The organism is Mesobacterium pallidum, assembly GCF_019966535.1.
Taxonomy (GTDB): domain Bacteria; phylum Pseudomonadota; class Alphaproteobacteria; order Rhodobacterales; family Rhodobacteraceae; genus Mesobacterium; species Mesobacterium pallidum.
In genome coordinates, this window is record NZ_JAIMID010000001.1 from 66,242 (window position 1) to 82,901 (window position 16,660).

Consider the following 16,660-nt stretch of genomic DNA (forward strand, 5'->3'; position numbering starts at 1 on the left):
AGCCCGAAGGGCGCCGCACATCGTCCTGCCGAAGGCATGCCTCCGGCAGGACGCCGCCCCCCCGGCACGGGGGTTTGGCTGAGCTTGGTACTTCGTTCCAATGTCTTTCGGATGTGGCCAGGATAAAGTGCCCCACACTATTGTCGGATCGCCGTACCGCGGCCCGGCGATGTGCGGCTTGCGCTCTTTGTCCAGGGAGGATGTTCTACGGGGGCCACGGCCCTCTGCGAGTCATCTGACCGGGGCAGCCGCCCCAATTACCCCGCCGTATCCCCCGACCGACGCAGCGCCAGCGCGCCGCGCACCTGTCCCGGCAGGATCGCGATGCATTTCGCATAGCGCGGGACCAGCCGCCCCGGCGCCTGCATCATCCGCCAGACCCATTCCAGCGCCAGCGCCCGCACCCAGGCCGGCGCCCTCTCCTGCGTGCCGGCCAGGAAATCCAGGCCCGCCCCGATGGACGCATAGCCGACGTTCGGCGTCATCCGCCGCCCGTTGGCCGCCAGCCGTTCCTGCTTGGGCGCGCCAAGTGCCAGGAAACACAGCGCCGCGCCCGAGGCGCCGACCTCGTGCAGCACATGGGTCGAGCCCTCGCTGTCCGGGTCGAATCCCATAGGCGGGGCGATGCAGGCGACGACATGCAGACCGGGCACCTCGGCCTCCATCCGCCGCGCGGCCGCTTCCAGCGCCGCCTCGGTGGACCCGAGCAGCGCCACCGGCAGCTGCATCCGTGCCGCGATCCGTGCCAGCGGCAGCACCATGTCCGAGCCGGGCACCAGCTCGACCGGGCGGCGCGCCATGCGCGACAGCCAGACGATGGGGTTGCCGTCGGCCACGACAAAGTCCTGCCGGGCATAGGCGTCGCGGAACGCGGAATCCGAGGCCAGCTTGACCAGGTGATCCAGGTTGATCGTCGCCAGCGCAAAGCCTTGGCCCATGGCCAGCTTGCGCTCGACCGCATCCTCGAGCGCGCGGCGCGTCGGGATGTTCACGGAAATGACCGTTTGTCCGAATCGGAATTCCACCGGCTCGACCCTCTTGAAACCAGCACGTGACGTTATCGCCGCTTCCCTCGCACGGGAAAGCGGCAGCACTATGGCGCCGCATCGAAAACGCCCTGTCAACGTGCCGGCGCCCACATATTGCCACAAATGCCTTATAACCTCTGCGTGCAGTCACATCACGAGTTCAGGGTCGTCTTTTCATGTCATTTCGCGCGCAAGCTAAGGGTCGGCTGCGCGTCGCCAGGGCTTTTTGTGCCCCGCGCGGCGGAGCCATGGCATGAGCGGCGTCGCCTTGATCGGCTGTGGATTCGTCGCCGATCTCTACATGTCCTCGCTCAGGACCTTTCCGGACATCGCGGTGCATTGCGCCTGGGACCGGGACGCCGCACGGCTCGCGGCCTTCTGCGCTCATTGGGGTGTCCCGCCCGCCGCGTCCGAGGCCGACCTGCACGACCGTCTGCCCAAGGGCGGGGTCGTGCTGAACCTCACCAACCCCGCGTCGCATTTCGCGGTGACGCAGGCGGCGCTGTCTGCCGGCCACCACGTCTATTCCGAGAAACCGCTGGCGATGGACGTTGCCGAGGCGAAGGCGCTTTGCGACCAGGCACAGGCGGCGGGCCTTGCCCTTGGCAGCGCACCCTGTTCCGCGCTGGGCGAGGCGGCGCAGCTGCTGGCCCGCGCCGTGCGCGACGGCACCGCCGGCACGCCCCGGCTGGTCTATGCCGAGCTTGACGACGGCTTCATCCCGCAGGCGCCCTACAAGGACTGGCGCAGCGACAGCGGCGCGCCCTGGCCGGCCGCCGACGAATTCGCCGTGGGCTGCACGCTGGAACACGCGGGCTATTACCTGACCTGGCTGATCGCCATGTTCGGCAGCGTTACGCGGGTCGTGGCCGCCTCGGCCGAGCTGTACCCCGACAAGGAGGGCGGCCCCTACGGCACGCCCGATTTCTCGGTCGGCACTCTGTTCTTCGAGGCCGGCCCCGTGGCGCGGCTGACCTGTTCCATCGCCGCGCCGCATGATCACCGCATCCGGGTGATCGGCGACGATGGCGTGCTCGAGGTGGCACAGGCCTGGGACAATGCCGCCCCCGTGCGCTACCGCAAGCGGCTGCGCATCCGGCGGCGGCTGCTGGAAAGCCCGCTGGCGCGGCGGATCAAGCCGCGCGGTGTCACGCACCCGAAGGTCGGCCGCTGGGGCGCGGCCTCGATGAACTTCGCCCTCGGCCCGGCCGAGATGCTGGAGGCGCTGGCGGCCGGACGTCCCAGCCGGATCGGCGCCGATTTCGCCCTGCACCTGACCGAGGTCACGCTGGCGATCCAGTCCGGCGCCGGCGACATCGCCATTGCCTCGCGCTGCGCCCCGATGGAGCCGATGCCATGGGCGTGACCCCGCTGAAACTGCTGGTGACCGGCGCGAACGGCTTTCTTGGCCGCCACGTGGTCGCCGCCGCCCGCACGCGCGGGCATACCGTGCGGCGGCTGGTCCGGTCCGGCGAAGGAGAGGTGAAATGCGACCTCTCGAAGGCCGGGGATCGCCTGCTGGCCGATGCACTGCTGGGCACCGATGCGGTCATCCACCTCGCCGCCGCCATGTCGGGCGACCCGGACGTGCAGGCCCGCGACACGCTCGCTGGAACCCGCGCGCTGCTCGACGCCGTGACCCGCGCGCGGGTGCGGCCGCACGTGGTGCTGGCGTCGTCGATCGCGGTCTATTCGTCCGATCCCAAGCTCTCTGGGCAAGAGATCACCGAGCGCAGCCCGATTGAGGCGGCCCCGCAGGCCCGCGACGCCTATGTCGCGGCCAAGCTTGCGCAAGAGGCGATGCTGGCCGAGGCGGGAGGCGGTTGCGTGCTGCGCATCGGAGCCATCTACGGGGCCGGGCACAGCTGGAACGCCCATGTGGGGATCGGCCTGGGCCCGGTGCTGCTGCGCATCGGGGACAAGGGCCAGATCCCGCTGACCTACGTGAAGAATGCCGCGCTCGCCGTGGTGCTGGCGGCCGAGCAGGGCGACGGCGTCATCAACATCGTCGACAGCGACCTGCCCGACCGGCGCCGGTTCGTCGCCGCCCATCGCGGCAGCGGCTGGCCCAGGGTGACGCTGCCGGTGCCCTTTGCCGCGATGGAGCGGTTGGGCGGCTTGCTCTCCCCGTGGAAGACCCGCCCCGGCCTGCTGCACCCGCCCATCCTGCGCGCCCGCATGATGCCGCTGCGCTATTCCAACGCCTGCGCCCGCGACCGGCTGGGCTGGGCACCGCGCGGGACTTTCGAGGAAAACCTCTGGGCCGCGCTGAAAGCCCCCGCAAAGGCCGCCCCATGACCGGCCGCATCGCCTACCTGACCGGCGAATACCCCCGCGCCACAGACACCTTCATCCAGCGCGAAGTCGCGGCCCTGCGCCGGCTGGGGTGGGAGGTCGAGACCTGCTCGATCCGCCGCACCGGGGCCGAGCACCTCGTCGGCCCCGAGCAGCGCGAAGAGGCCGCGCGGACTTTCCATGTGATCGAGGCGGCGAAATCCCCCGCCCGCACCCTGCGCGCGTTGGTCCGGGCGCTGAGGCGGCCGGGGCGGTTCTGGGCGGCGCTGAAACTGGCCGTGCGGACCTCTCCCGGAGGGGTGAAGCCGCTGTTTTACCAGCTCTTCTACCTGATCGAAGCGGTCGTGCTGGCCGATCACCTGGAGCGGCGCGGCGTGACCCATCTGCACAACCACATCGCCAAGGCCAGTTGCACCGTGGCGATGCTCTGCCACGCGGTCGGCGGGCCGCGCTACAGCTTCACCCTGCACGGGCCCGACATCTTCTTTGAACCGATCCGCTGGCGGCTGGACGAAAAGATCGCGCAGGCCAGTTTCGTGGCCTGCATCTCGGATTTCGCCCGCTCGCAGGGGATGTGTTTCGCCGCGCCCGCGCATTGGGACCGGATGCATGTCATCCATTGCGGGATCGAGCCGGAGCGCTTTGCGCGCCGCGACCACGACGGGCTGCACCTGCTCTTCGTCGGGCGGCTGGCGGGGGTCAAGGGGCTGCCGGTGCTCTTCGACGCCCTGCGTGGCCTCGACCTGCCCGGCCTGCGCGTGACGCTGGTCGGCGACGGGCCGGAACGCGCCGCTCTGGAATCCGCCGCCACCGGCCTGCCGGTCAGCTTCGTCGGCTACAAGGCGCAGTCCGAGGTGGCCGAGTTGCTGGCGACGTCCGACGCCCTCGTCCTGCCCAGCTTTGCCGAAGGCGTCCCGGTCGTTCTGATGGAGGCCATGGCCAGCGGCCTGCCGGTCGTCACCACGCGCATTGCCGGCGTGCCGGAACTGGTCGAAGATGGCATCTCGGGCCGGCTCGTCCCGCCCGGCGACGCAGACGCCCTGCGCGACGCGCTGCGCGACGTACTGTCCGACCCCGCACGCGCCCGCGACATGGGCGCGGCGGGTCAGGCACGCGTGCGGGCCGAGTTCACCTCGGACGGCGAAGCCGCACGGCTGTCGCAACTCCTCGAGGCGGCCGCCGGTGGCCCGCGCCCGCCGAAACGGCCAGACTTGTCATGAAGGTCGCACCCGAAACCGGGCGCGACCAGGTCGCCGCCGTCGTCATAGGGCGCAACGAAGGTGCCCGGCTGGAACGCTGCCTGACCTCGCTGCAGGGCGAGGCGGATCGCATCGTCTATGTCGACAGTGGCTCGACCGACCATTCCGTCGCCTTTGCCCGGCAGATCGGGGCCGAAGTGGTCGAACTCGACATGTCCCAACCCTTCACCGCCGCGCGCGCTCGGAACGCGGGGTTCGAGGCGCTGAAGCCCAACCTTCCCGACTGCGTCCAATTCGTCGACGGCGATTGCGGGGTCGAAAAAGGCTGGATCGCCAAGGGCATCGCCTTTCTCGAAACCCGCCCCGACGTCGGCATGGTGACCGGCTGGCGGCGCGAGATCGCGCCCGAGGCCAGCATCTACAACGCCATGGCGCAGCACGAATGGCACCGTCCGGCCGGGCAGATCACGGCCTGCGGTGGCGACATGCTGCTGCGGGCCGAGGCTTTCGACGCCCTGGGCGGCATGAACCCCCAGGTAATCGCCGCCGAGGATGACGAGCTCTGCGTGCGGCTGGCCAAGGCCGGATGGGTGCTGTGGCGCCTGCCCGAGCCAATGACCCTGCACGACGCGGCGATGACGCGGTTTTCCGAATGGTGGCGCCGCGCGGTGCGCACCGGGCACGGGTTCGCGCAGGTCGGCTGGCTGCACCCGGAGTACTTCGTCACCGAGCGCAAGCGCGCCTGGGTCTACGGCGCCGCGCTGCCGCTGCTGTTCCTCGTCGGGCTCGAGATCGAGCCGCTTGCCCTGCTGGCCGCGCTAGGCTGGGCCTGGAACTACTGGCGCTCGGCCGAGAGCCTCAAGCGCGAAGGCATGGGGCGCCAGCGCTGGCACCAGGCGCTGTTCCTCGTGCTGTCGAAACTTCCGAACGTGATCGGCATGCTGCGTTTCCATGCGCGGCGCCGGGCGGGGCGGGCGATGCGGATCATCGAATACAAGTGAGTGGGTCGAACATGGGTAACATCAGGGCAGGGATCATCGGCGCCGGGTACATCGCGACCTGGCACGCCGATGCGATCAGGCAGACGCCGGGCGTCGATCTGGCCGCGGTCTGCGACGTCTCGCGCGGCGCGGCCGAAGGGCTGGCGGCCGGGCGCGGGGCCGAGGTGTTCACCGATGTGGCCGAGATGCTGGCGTCGGGCAAGGTGGACGCCGTCCACATCCTGACCCCGCCGCACCTGCACAAGGCGCTGGCGGTGCAATGCCTCGAGGCCGGGGTGCATGTGCTGGTGGAAAAGCCCGTCGCGACCTCGGCCGCCGAGGTGGCCGAGATGCGCGCGGCGGCGGAAGAGGCGGGCAAGCTCTTTGCCGCCGGGCATAATTTCCTGGGCGTTCCCGCCTATGAGCGGCTGAAAGCGATGATGCTGGCCGGAGAGCTGGGCCGCATCAACTCGGCCGAGATCACCTGGGCCTTCCCTCTCGCGCCGCTGCGCTCCGGTCCCTACGGGTTGTGGCTTCTGCGCGAGACGAAGAACCTGCTGCTGGAACTCGGACCGCACCTGTTCGCTTTTGCGCAGGATCTCTTCGGCGAGATCGAGGTCCAGCACCTGACCCTCGGCAAGCCGGTCCAGTTGCCCGCCGCGGGCCAGCGCCCGCAGGCCTGGCGCGTGGTGGCGCGCGCCGGCGATGTGGACATCACCTTCAACCTGCAGATCGTGGAAAGCTTCGATGACCGCTCCGTCGTGCTGCGCGGCTCGGGCGGGATGGCGCGGCTGGATTACGCCGCCGATGCGCTGACGGTTAGCCGCGAGAACGCGTCGGACCTCGTGGTCAACCCGTTCCGGCGGCAGATGGCCGATGCGGGCCAGCACCTGCGCGAGGGGTTCGTGAATCTCGGGCGGCAGGTGAAAAGCCTCAACCGCAAGTCGCCCTATGGGCTCAGTTTTCTTGGCACCTTTGCGGCCTTCTACGACGGGGTGCGGACGGGCAGGCTGGACGCACGCTTCGACGGCGCCTCGGCCGAGGCGGTCATGCGTGCCATCGATGATGCGCTGGCGTTGGTGGGCGACGGCTGGGACGACCCGGTCCATAGGCCCACGCGGACGCCCGAACCCACGGCGCTGGTCATCGGCGGCACCGGCTTCATCGGCCGCGCCCTGACCCGCAAGCTGGTGGAACAGGGCCGTGACGTGCGCGTGCTCTCACGCGGATCGCACGGGCCCTTCGCCGATATCGCGGATCACGTGGAGGTCATGTCGGTCTCGCTCCGCGATGCCGAGGGGCTGCGTCGTGCGATGGAGGGGATCGAGGTGGTCTACGACCTGGCCAAGTCGCTCGACAAGACCTGGGAGGACTGCCTGCAAAACGACGTCGCCGTGACCGAACGCATCGCGCAGGCGGCGCTGGATGCGGGCGTGCAGCGGTTCGTCTACACCGGCACGATCGCCAGCTACGACATGTCGGACCCGTCGGTCATGATCACGGAATCCACCGGCTTTGCCGAGGACATGACCGACCGCAACCTCTACGCCCGCTCCAAGGCGGAATGCGAAAAGCGGCTGATGGTGATGCACCGCGACAAGGGTCTGCCGGTGGTCATCGCCCGGCCCGGCATCGTGGTCGGCCATGGCGGGCCGCTGCAGCACTGGGGGATCGGCCGCTGGCACGGCGCCAGTGCGGTGCGGATCTGGGGCAACGGGCACAACATCCTGCCTTTCGTGCTGATCGACGACGTGGCCGAGGCGCTGGTCACCATGGCCACGCACGAGAACGCCGTGGGCCAAAGCTTCAACCTGGTGGGCGCGCCGATGCTGACCGCGCGCGATTATTTCGACGCGATCCACCGCAGGCTTGGCGCGCGCATCCGCGTGGCGCCTGGCAACCTGACGGTGTTCTGGGCGGCCGACGCGGTCAAATCGCTGCTGAAAAAACATGCGCTGCGGCGGCACGGGGTCATCCGGCCCTCGCTCAAGGACTGGAAAAGCCGCGCGCACCTGTCGCCCTTCGACAATGCGCAGGCCCGGCAGGTGCTGGGCTGGCAGCCCGAGACCGACCGCGACGCCTTCCTGCGCGCGGCGGTGGACGAGGCGGGGCTGATCGGGTTCTGATCCGGGGCATCGGGGTGGCCGGGAACAATCGCCCCATCATTGCCGCTTTTGTTTACGCATTGTTGCCGGATTTCCGCGCGATACAGGGCGGACGTAAAGCTGAGCAGCCCTGGATGCGCGATCACAATGCGCGGCAGGGGGATTGAACGTGGGGCAACGGGTGTCACATCCTCGGGCAGGGTCCGGGGACGTCCGGGGTCCGGGGGTTAGGCCATGATGGAAAAGCACCAGGCATATCTGCGCAAACGCGCGCTGAGACGCGCCCAGGCCGAGGCCGAGGCGCGTGCGGCGCGTGCGGCGCGTGGCGGCAGCGATGCCGACGCCTTGCCCGAGGTGACCTTACCGCCGATCTATGACCCGGCCGATGACCTGGCCGAAGAGACCGAGGCCGCCGCATCGCCCGCCGCCGCGGAGGGTGTCCGCGACGCCGAGGCCGAACCGGCCGTAGAGGTGCCGAAACTGCCCCGCCAGGAACGGATCAAGGCGCGGCTCGTCTCGACCAAGGGGCCGGTGCCCCGCGGTGCCGACCGCCGCGTGCCCGATGGCACGCGACCGGCTGCCCGGGTCGAGGTGCAGGCGCCCAAGCCACGCAAGACCCGGCGGATCGAGCACGTGCCGCAGGACATGTCCTGGACGCAGGCGGCGTCGTGGATGCCCGGCGGCATGGTGATGGCCGCCCCGACGCCCAAGCCCGCGCCTGTCGACCCTGCCGCATCCGAGGAGCCCGAGCCCGGCACCGCCGAGACCCTGCCGGTCACTGCGCCCGAGGAGGCGATCGAGGCAACCGACGCTTCGGACCCCGCGCAGATCGCGGCGCCTGATGATGCCTCCGTGCAGGCAACGGACGCGCCCGCACCCGCCACGGCGCGCGAGGACAGGCCACACCTGACATTGCCCGAGCGGCCGCGCGCGGGCCAAGGCGATCCCGGTCTACCGGGCGCGGAAGACGAAAGCGTTGCCGAGAGCGATGTTCCGGCATCCCGCGCGGCGACCGATGCGGCCGACCCCCTGCTGCTGACCGACCTGGCGGCTGCGCCAGCCGGTGCGGCCCCAGAGCCCTCCGAGCCCGAGGTCGATGACGCGGCGCCGGGCCGTCGGTATCAGGACGAGGACAGCCTTGCCGTGGCCGAAGCCCCGGACAGCCTTCCCGAGCCCGAGCCCGAGCCCGAGCCCGAGCCCGAGCCCGAGCCCGAGCCCGAGCCCGAGCCTGAGCCCGAGCCCGAGCCCGAGCTGGTCTTGCCGCGCCCGACCCGCATTCGCCGCGTGGCCGGCCCCGCGACCCAGCGCGAGCCCGAGACCATGCGGACGCCGCCTCCGGCCGAACAGAAAGCCACGCCGAAGCCTGCCCAGGTGCCGGCCATTCGTGGCTGGACGCACCTGCCGTCCACCAGGCTCTATTCCCGCACGCTCGAGCACAACCGCGTCATCTCGGCCATGCGCCATGACCCGGCGCATGTCGCCTTCGACATCCTGCGCACCCGGCTGATCACCGCGTTGAAAGAGAACGGTTGGCATCGCGTCGCCGTGACCTCGCCCACCAAGGATTGCGGCAAGACCTTCGTGACCGCGAACCTGGCCGTGGCCCTGTCGCGGCAGGACAGCGTGCGCACGGTCGCGATGGATTTCGACCTGCGCAACCCCGGCCTCGGCAAGGCGCTGGGGATCGAGGCGCCGGGCCCGATGGCCGATCTGCTGACCGGCAAGCGCGCGCTGCGCGACCATCTTGTGGTGCCGGCGGCCAATGACATGAACATCGGCAACACGCTGGCGCTGGGGCTCAACGACCGGGCCGAGAGCTACGCGGCCGAATTGTTGTCCTCGGCCCATGTGCCCGACCTGCTGGACGAGATCGACGAATCGCTGAACCCGGACGTGGTGCTCTTCGACATGCCTCCGGCGCTGTTCCACGACGACGTGATCGCCTTCCGGCCGCAGTTCGACGGCGTGTTGCTGGTGGTGGGCGGCGGGATCACCAAGCCCGCGGAAATCCGCGAGGTCAAACGGCGGCTGGGCGATCAGACCCCGCTGCTGGGCGTGGTGATGAACAAGGCCGAAGGGCTGGGCGCCACCGATTATTCCTATTGATCGCGGGGCATGTCGGCCCTGATGTGCCGCTACGCATAATGCCCCTGACAGGCCGCCGCGCAATACGCCTTTGACGGGCCGCTACGCAACATGCGCCTGACGGGGCCGCGGCGCGGCAATCATCCTGTTCGCCCAGTCTTGCGCGGGACGCGGCAACGGGCGCTCCCGCCTGCAAACTTTTCCAGTCCTCGCAACATGCGCCAACGGCTCCCCGTGGCCCATGGCCATGGGGAGCTGACCCCGTGCGCCGCAGGCGCGCCTCTGGATCAGGGCGCGGCGGGGATCAGTTCCCGCCGAGGAAGCGCAGCGGGCCCAGCCTCTCGGCAATGGTGCGCAGGATCACCGGGATGCCGGCCAGCAGCAACATCAGCCCGCCGATCACCGTCGCCATGCGCCTGCGACGGTCGCCCTTGGTGGCCACGTTCGGGATCGAGATCACGGGCGAGACATCCAGCGCCCGTTCCAGCTGGGCCGCGCTGCGGATCACCGGGTTCATCATCTCGGCGGCAAAGGCCAGGGCCGCGCCCAGGACAAAGCTGGCGATGACGCCCGCCAGGGCCAGCTTCTTGCGGCTGGCCGAGATCGGGTATTCGCCGGGCAGGGCCGGGTCCAGCACCTCGAGCCGTTCGGTCTGCTGGCGTTCCTCCAGCACCTGATTCATCTCGGCCTCGGCGCGGCGGCGGGTGATGACCGAGCTCTGGTCATGCAGGCGCTGCAGCTCGCGGTTCAGCATGTTGAACTGCCGCTCGACCGCGGGCGCGGCGGCCAGCGCCGTCTCGATGGCGCCCAGCCGTTCGCGGATCAGTGCCTTCTGGTCGTTCAGCAGGCCCAGTTGCTGGTCCACCACCGAGGTCCGCGCCCGGGTGCGCGATTCCAGCGCCAGGATTTCTTGGTCGATCTCCAGCTCGTTGTCGCGCAGCGCCGCCAGCTGGCTGCGCAGCGATGTGAGGTTGTCGGGCAGGCTGTCGGCATTCTCGCGCTTGAACGCGGCCAGCGAGTCCTCCAGCGCCTCGATCCGGGCCGACAGCGCGTCTTCCTCGGCCTGGAAGAAGGCCAGGGTTTCCTCGGCCACCGAGGTGCGACGCTCGCGGTTCAGATCGACCGCGTCACGGGCAAAGGCATTGGCCAGGTCGGCCGCGGTCTGCGGATCGCCGTAGCGCACCGTGATCGACAGGCCCGAGGGCACGGCCCCGGCCTGCCAGGCCGCGTTGCCGTCGATGATCTGCGTGATGTCGGTCGAGACCCGCAGCGCGAAGATCCGGTCGTTGAGCGAGGCCGCGCTTTCCCCTTCGAACAGGTCGTAGGTCTCGAGCATTCGGATCAGGTTCTCGCGCGACATCAGCCGCTGTTCGATCAGCTGCAGCCGGCGGCGGGAATCGTTGTCGACGGCCCCGACCTCTTCGGCCACGTGGGGTGTTTCGATCTGGATGACGGCCGTCGATTGGTAAAGCCGCGGCTGTTGCAGCGCGAACCAGACCGAGGCAAGCGCGCCCAGGCAGGTGACCAGCACGATGATCCACGCCCGGCGGCGCAGCATCGACAGCAGTTCGGAGGCGGATTGGATCTGGCTCATGTTTCGGGTCCTCGCGCCGGTGCGGCGGCTTGGCTGGGCGGGTGCGCCGGGTCGGTTCCGGCGGCCGTAAGGGTCAGGGCGGTCAGGATGCGGCGCGCGTCGGTGGCGAGCCGGCCGTGAAAGTCGTGGCCGGCGGCAAAAGGCGCCGTGTCCCGGGTCAGGCGGGCGGTGAAGCGGCCGGCCTCGAGGTCCAGCGTGACCTCCATGTCGGCAAAGCCCAGCAGGGTCTTGGTCAGCACGTGCTGCGCCTTGTAGGCGGCTTCCTTGGCGGAAAAGATCATCCGGCCCATGAGGTCGCGGTCGGGCCACCCGGCCAGCGCGGCGCGCTCGGCGGGGGTGGTCACGGCCTCGAGCAGGCCGGGCGGCAGCGGCGCCAGCTCCTCGAGGTCGATGCCGAGCGCCAGCACATCCGCGGTCCGCGCCGTCGCGGCAAGGGCGGCGTGGCGCGTATGGGTGATCGACCCGGTGAGGCCGGCAGGCCAGACCGGCGAGCGGTCGGGCGCGCGCGGGATCGCGGCCGGGGCATGACCCAGCGCCGCGAGGGCCGCCCGGGCGGCGCGGCGGCCCGCCGCGAACTCGGCCGCGCGCAGCGGCACGGCGCGGCGGATGGCCAACGCCTCTTCGGGCCAGAGGGCGCGGGCCGGGTCCGTCGGGTCGGCCGTGCCGAGCCCCACGCAGCCCGGCAGCACGCGCCGCGCCAGCGCGGTGAGCGCGGCGGTCTCGGCCAGCGGGGCGGCCATGATATGCAGCGCGGCCGGGCTCATGCGCCCCGCGCCTGTCGCAGGGCGCGGCGGCGCGCCATCGCCTCGGTCCGAACCCCGGCGCGGTCGTTGGCGGCGACGGGCAGCGGGGCGGGCTGCACGATGGGATGCGGCTGCGGCGTGGGCTGAGGCACCACGGCCCGCGGGGCCGGCTGCGGTGCAGGGGCCGCTGCAGGCGCGGCGGGGGCAGAGGGCCCAAGCGCCTCGACCCGTTTCACCAGCGCGCCGAGCGTGGGGAAGCGGAAGACATCGGTGATCGACAGCCCGGTGACCCCAAGGCTCTCGCGGATCTCGCGATGGGCCTGGACCGCCAGCAGGGAATGCCCGCCGAGGTCGAAGAAGTTGTCTTTCGCCGTCACCCGCGCGACGCCCAGCACGTGGCGCCAGACGGCGGCGATGCGGGTCGCGATGTCGTCGCCTATGCCCTCATCCGACGTTGGCACGTCGGCCTCGGGCTGGGCCAGCGTCACGTCCGACGGCGCGGGCAGGGCGTTGCGGTCGACCTTGCGGTTGGGTGTCAGCGGGAAGCTGTCCAGCGTCACGATGCGCGCGGGCACCATGTGCGCGGGCAGTTGCGCGGCCAGCGCGGATTTCAGCGCGGATTCGCTTGCCGTGCCGCGGATGTAGCCGACCAGCCGCATGTCGCCCGGCACGTCCTCGCGCGCGGCGACGACGGCCTGCGCGACGCCGGGGGCGGCTTCCAGCGCCGCCTCGATCTCGCCCAGCTCGATCCGGTAGCCGCGCAGTTTCACCTGGAAATCCGCCCGGCCGATGAAGTCGATCCGGCCATCCGCCCGCCAGCGCACCAGGTCGCCCGTGCGGTACATCCGGCCCTGGCCACGGAACGGGTCGGGGCGGAAGCGCTCGGCCGTCAAGTCCTCGCGCTGCCAGTAGCCGCGCGTCACGCCGTCGCCGCCGATCCAGAGCTCACCCGGGACGCCGACCGGCACCGGCTGCTGATCGTTGTCCAGCACGTAGAACTGCGTGTTGGCGATGGGCGTGCCGATGTTCACCACGCCGTCGCCTGCCTTGGCGTTTTCGGTCGAGGACCAGATCGTCGTCTCGGTCGGCCCGTACATGTTTTCCACATGCGCCCGCGTATGGCGGGCAAAGTCGCGGACCAAAGCGCCGGGCAGGGGCTCTCCGCCCAGCATCAGGGTCTGCACGCGGGAAAGCGCATGCGCCGCCTCGGGGTTCATCGCGATCATCCGCGCCATCGAGGGCGTGCATTGCAGGTGGCTGACCCCGTGGCGCAGGATCTGCGCGGCGATGCTGAAATCGTCGTCGGGGATCGTGCCGACGCGATTGGTCCGCTCGACGACCTTCGCGAGCGGCCGCAGCCCGTCCAGCACCTGCCGCACCGGGATGCCGTAGTCGATCAGGCAGGCGACCTCGTCCACGCCGATGGTCTTCAGCTGCTCGACTCGCGCCACCGCGTCGTCAACTGTGCCGAACAGGCCCGACTCCTCGAAATACCGCAGGAAGGCGAAGTCGAGGATCGCCTCGAGTTCATCCTCGGTCAGCACGCCGAGGTCGAGCTGGAAGGCGTTGTCGACGTTCTTGGGCTTCTTGAAGGCCGGGAAGGCCCAGGCGTATTGCTTGATGAGCCCGGCGGCCGAGCGCAGGTAATCCTTCATCGGCTCGCGGGCGATGCGTTCGGCCTCCTCGCGCGTGTCGGCGAGGTAGGTGTGCAGCATCAGCGTCACGGTAAAGGCGTCGGGGTCGTGGCCGGCCTTGGCCAGCGCCGCGCGGTAGATGCCGATCTTGCCCGCGACCTCGTCCACCGACTGGCCCAGCAGGTGGGTCAGCACGTTGGCGCCGATCTCGCCCGCCTCGCGCCAGGTGTCCGGGTTGCCGGCCGTTGTCACCCAGATCGGCAACTTGTCCGAGACCGGGCGCGGCTGGGTCACCACGCCGTGCTTGGTGCCGTCGGCCTTGGCGAACTCCACCTCTTCGCCGGCCCAGAGCTTGCGCAGGTCGCGGATCTGGTCGTACATCGCCGGCTTGTTGGCGGGGGGCGTGTTCTCGGGGCGCAGGACGAAATCGTCGGGCTGCCAGCCGCTGGCGATGGCCAGGCCCGCGCGGCCGTTGGTGAGGTTGTCGATGACCGCCCATTCCTCGGCGATGCGGGCGGTGTGGTGCAGGGGCGCCACGCAGGAGCCCGCACGCACGGAGAGGTTCTGCGTCACCGCCGCGACCGCCGCGCCGGTGACCGATGGGTTCGGGTAGGGGCCACCGAAGGCGTGGAAATGCCGCTCGGGCGTCCAGACCGCCGTAAAGCCATGGGTGTCGGCAAATTGCGCGCCCTCGAGCAGGGAGCGGTACTTGTCCCGCCCCTTGCCGTCGTCGTTGCCCCAATAATAAAGGCTGAACTCCATCCCCCGGTCCGAGGTGCCAAGCTGCCCCGACGAGACCAGCGCACGGTTCTCGTCGCTGCTGAGGACCAGCTTGAAGCCACGCGCGAGGGTGTAGAACAGCTCCAGCACCGAGATGTCGAAGTTGAGCGAGGTGACCGACAGCCAGGTGCCGCCCTCGTGCGGGATGCGGTCGTCCATCCCGGCAAAGAAGTTCGCCACGTTGCGGTGTTCGACCATGACGCCCTTGGGGCGGCCGGTGCTGCCCGAGGTGTAGATCATGTAGGCCAGATCGGCGGGGCCGACGCCGCTGGCCGGGTTGGTGTCGGGCGCAGCGCCAAGACGCGGATCGGTGTCCAGCGCCAGCGCTTGTGCAGAGTGGGCAGGCAGTGCGGTGGCCGAGGTGGTGACGATCACCGGCGCCGCGCTGTCCTCGATGAAGAGCGCCACGCGCTCGGCCGGGTAGGCCGGATCCATCGGCACGTAAGCGCCGCCCGCCTTGAGGATCGCCAGCGCGCCGATCAGCATCTCGAGGCTGCGGGGCGTCGACAGGCCCACCAGCGTGCCGGGCGCCACGCCCATGTCGCGCAGCACATGGGCCGCGCGGTTGGCACGGGTATTGAGCTGCGCATAAGTCAGCGCGGTGCCTTCGAAGACCACGGCCGTGGCGTCGGGCGTGCGGGCCACCTGCGCCTCGAACAGGGTGTGGATGCAGGCCGGGTCATAGGGCTTGCCGGTGCGGTTCCAGCCATGCAGGACCAGCTCGCGCTCGGCCTTTGCCATGGTGGGCAGGTCGCGGACCAGCGTGCTGGGCTCGGCGGTGGCGAGCGCATCCAGGCGTTCGGCCATGAGCTCGGCCATGCCTTGCGGCAGGCGGCCGGCGTCCCAGGCGAGGGTCGCGTCGGTGTCGGTCAGCACCACGGTTAGCACGGTGCCAGGGATCAGCCCGGTGCCACCGTCACGGCGGATGCCGATGGCGGGGACGGTGCCGTCCAGCGCCGGGTCGCGGGCGATGAGGTCGGCGGCGATGGGGCCCTGCGCCTCGGCCCTGGCGAGGGTCTCGGCCAGGCGCGTGGTCATGGCCTCGACGGTCGCGTCGGCGATGGCCTCGGCGGTGACGGGCACCCAGGGCAGGGCAAAACCCGCCGGGGCCTTGGCCAGTTTCGGTCCGCGCCAGGCGAGGGCGGCGGTCTCCTCTCCGGCGGCGCGCAGGGCCCAGAGCGCGGCCAGCGCCGCGGCCCTGTCGGGCGTGGTCTTGAGCGTCAGCGCGCGCGAACGGTGATCGGCCGCGCCGCTTTGCGCAAACGGCAGGGCGACGGGGTGCATCGCGGCGAGCGCCTTGCGCCATTTCGGCTCCTGCGCCGCCATGGCGGCTTGCGCTTCGTCGAGGTCGAGGCGGTCCGATGCGGTCAGCGGGGGCAGGGTGTCCCCGACCTGCACCTCGGGCATGTCGTCCAACTCCAGCCGCAGGGCGCCGGTGCCGCAGGCGATGGTCAGCGGATCGGTGGCAAGCACGGTGCCGGGGGCGCCGGTGCCCGTCGCCAGTTCGGCCGACAGCACGCGGAAGACACCGCCCGCGCGGATCTTGGGCGTGGTCAGCGGGTTGGCGTAATCGCCGTGATCCAGCGCGCGGACCATCCGGGCGAGGTCCGCCGCATTGCGGCTCCAATCCAGCAGCCCGAAGGCCGACGGCCGGTCGGCGCGCTGGTGCTCTGTCCGCTGGCCGAGGTCCTGCGGACGGACATTCGGCGCGCCATGCTCGAGCTGCTCGACCACGGCGGGGAAGGACCCGATGGCCTGTTCGTAGCACTTGGTGTTCAGTGTCAGCGCCGTCTCGGCCGGCCCGATCTCGAAGGTGCGCTGGACGAGGATGTCGCCTTCGTCCACGCCGGGCGTGACCATGTGCCAGGTGATGCCATGGGTTTGGTCCCCTTCGAGCATCGCCCAGACCGGCGCATTGAGCCCGGCGTGTTTCGGCAGCGGGCCGTCGTGGAAATTCACCGCGCCTCCGGCCAGCGCCAGCACGTCCGCGGGGATCAGCGACAGGTAGGCGATCGACAGCAGCCAATCGACGCGGGTCAGCCTGTCGGCCAGACCGGCCCCCGGCGCCTGCACGTCGATCCCCTTGCCCTGCGCCCAGGCCGCGACGGCCCCGTCACGCGTCACGACATGCGCCAGCGTATGGCCGCGCGACAGCCAATGGTCGCCGCACTGGATCGTGAGGCTTTGATTGCCGAAGAGGATCGCGTTGAGGGTCAT

10 protein-coding genes are annotated in these 16,660 nt (G+C 70.4%); 6 read left to right on the forward strand and 4 right to left on the reverse strand.

Annotation, left to right across the window (positions count from 1 at the left end; all coding sequences use genetic code 11):
* Positions 1-257 precede the first annotated feature (257 nt).
* Positions 258-992, reverse strand: a complete 735-nt coding sequence (locus tag MF270_RS00315; RefSeq protein WP_336245971.1) for a WecB/TagA/CpsF family glycosyltransferase — start codon at positions 990-992, stop codon at positions 258-260.
* A gap of 289 nt (positions 993-1,281) precedes the next feature.
* On the opposite strand from MF270_RS00315, the gene MF270_RS00320 reads away from it, so the two are divergent.
* The 6 genes from MF270_RS00320 to MF270_RS00345 all read left to right on the forward strand — a co-directional run bounded on the left by MF270_RS00320 (position 1,282) and on the right by MF270_RS00345 (position 9,713).
* Positions 1,282-2,394 carry a Gfo/Idh/MocA family protein gene (locus MF270_RS00320; RefSeq protein ID WP_238363854.1) on the forward strand — a complete coding sequence of 371 codons (1,113 nt, stop codon included), beginning with the start codon at positions 1,282-1,284 and terminating at the stop codon, positions 2,392-2,394.
* Positions 2,385-3,326 (forward strand): NAD-dependent epimerase/dehydratase family protein, encoded by a 942-nt coding sequence (locus MF270_RS00325; RefSeq protein WP_238363855.1) that lies wholly within the window; start codon positions 2,385-2,387, stop codon positions 3,324-3,326. Before MF270_RS00320 ends, MF270_RS00325 begins: the two co-directional genes overlap by 10 nt.
* A complete protein-coding gene (locus tag MF270_RS00330; protein WP_238363856.1) occupies positions 3,323-4,543 on the forward strand; it encodes a glycosyltransferase family 4 protein in 1,221 nt (406 codons plus the stop codon). The genes MF270_RS00325 and MF270_RS00330 overlap by 4 nt, the downstream gene beginning before the upstream one ends.
* Positions 4,540-5,523: a glycosyltransferase family 2 protein gene (locus MF270_RS00335; RefSeq protein WP_238363857.1), complete on the forward strand. Its 984-nt coding sequence runs from the start codon at positions 4,540-4,542 to the stop codon at positions 5,521-5,523. Before MF270_RS00330 ends, MF270_RS00335 begins: the two co-directional genes overlap by 4 nt.
* Positions 5,524-5,534: 11 nt before the next feature.
* Positions 5,535-7,628, forward strand: coding sequence for an NAD-dependent epimerase/dehydratase family protein (locus tag MF270_RS00340; RefSeq protein ID WP_238363858.1), 2,094 nt, complete (start codon positions 5,535-5,537; stop codon positions 7,626-7,628).
* Between the two features lie 213 nt (positions 7,629-7,841).
* A complete protein-coding gene (locus MF270_RS00345; protein ID WP_238363859.1) occupies positions 7,842-9,713 on the forward strand; it encodes a hypothetical protein in 1,872 nt (623 codons plus the stop codon).
* Positions 9,714-9,996: 283 nt separating this feature from the next.
* On the opposite strand, the gene MF270_RS00350 is transcribed toward MF270_RS00345, so the two are convergent.
* Genes MF270_RS00350 through MF270_RS00360 form a run of 3 tightly spaced genes read right to left on the reverse strand, consistent with a single transcriptional unit; the run spans position 9,997 to position 16,660 of the window.
* Entirely contained in the window at positions 9,997-11,286 is a 1,290-nt protein-coding gene (locus MF270_RS00350; RefSeq protein ID WP_238363860.1) for a GumC family protein, read from the reverse strand.
* Complete coding sequence (locus MF270_RS00355) at positions 11,283-12,050, reverse strand: 4'-phosphopantetheinyl transferase family protein (protein ID WP_238363861.1); 768 nt, start codon at positions 12,048-12,050, stop codon at positions 11,283-11,285. The genes MF270_RS00350 and MF270_RS00355 overlap by 4 nt, the downstream gene beginning before the upstream one ends.
* Entirely contained in the window at positions 12,047-16,660 is a 4,614-nt protein-coding gene (locus MF270_RS00360) for a MupA/Atu3671 family FMN-dependent luciferase-like monooxygenase (RefSeq protein ID WP_238363862.1), read from the reverse strand. The genes MF270_RS00355 and MF270_RS00360 overlap by 4 nt, the downstream gene beginning before the upstream one ends.

Bases quoted from the DNA above. Each gene is read 5' to 3' on its own strand.
- MF270_RS00320 (WP_238363854.1), top strand. From the start codon at position 1,282: ATGAGCGGCGTCGCCTTGATCGGCTGTGGATTCGTCGCCGATCTCTAC.
- MF270_RS00325 (WP_238363855.1), top strand. From the start codon at position 2,385: ATGGGCGTGACCCCGCTGAAACTGCTGGTGACCGGCGCGAACGGCTTT.
- MF270_RS00330 (WP_238363856.1), top strand. From the start codon at position 3,323: ATGACCGGCCGCATCGCCTACCTGACCGGCGAATACCCCCGCGCCACA.
- MF270_RS00335 (WP_238363857.1), top strand. From the start codon at position 4,540: ATGAAGGTCGCACCCGAAACCGGGCGCGACCAGGTCGCCGCCGTCGTC.
- MF270_RS00340 (WP_238363858.1), top strand. From the start codon at position 5,535: ATGGGTAACATCAGGGCAGGGATCATCGGCGCCGGGTACATCGCGACC.
- MF270_RS00345 (WP_238363859.1), top strand. From the start codon at position 7,842: ATGATGGAAAAGCACCAGGCATATCTGCGCAAACGCGCGCTGAGACGC.
- MF270_RS00350 (WP_238363860.1), bottom strand. From the start codon at position 11,286: ATGAGCCAGATCCAATCCGCCTCCGAACTGCTGTCGATGCTGCGCCGC.
- MF270_RS00355 (WP_238363861.1), bottom strand. From the start codon at position 12,050: ATGAGCCCGGCCGCGCTGCATATCATGGCCGCCCCGCTGGCCGAGACC.
- MF270_RS00360 (WP_238363862.1), bottom strand. From the start codon at position 16,660: ATGACCCTCAACGCGATCCTCTTCGGCAATCAAAGCCTCACGATCCAG.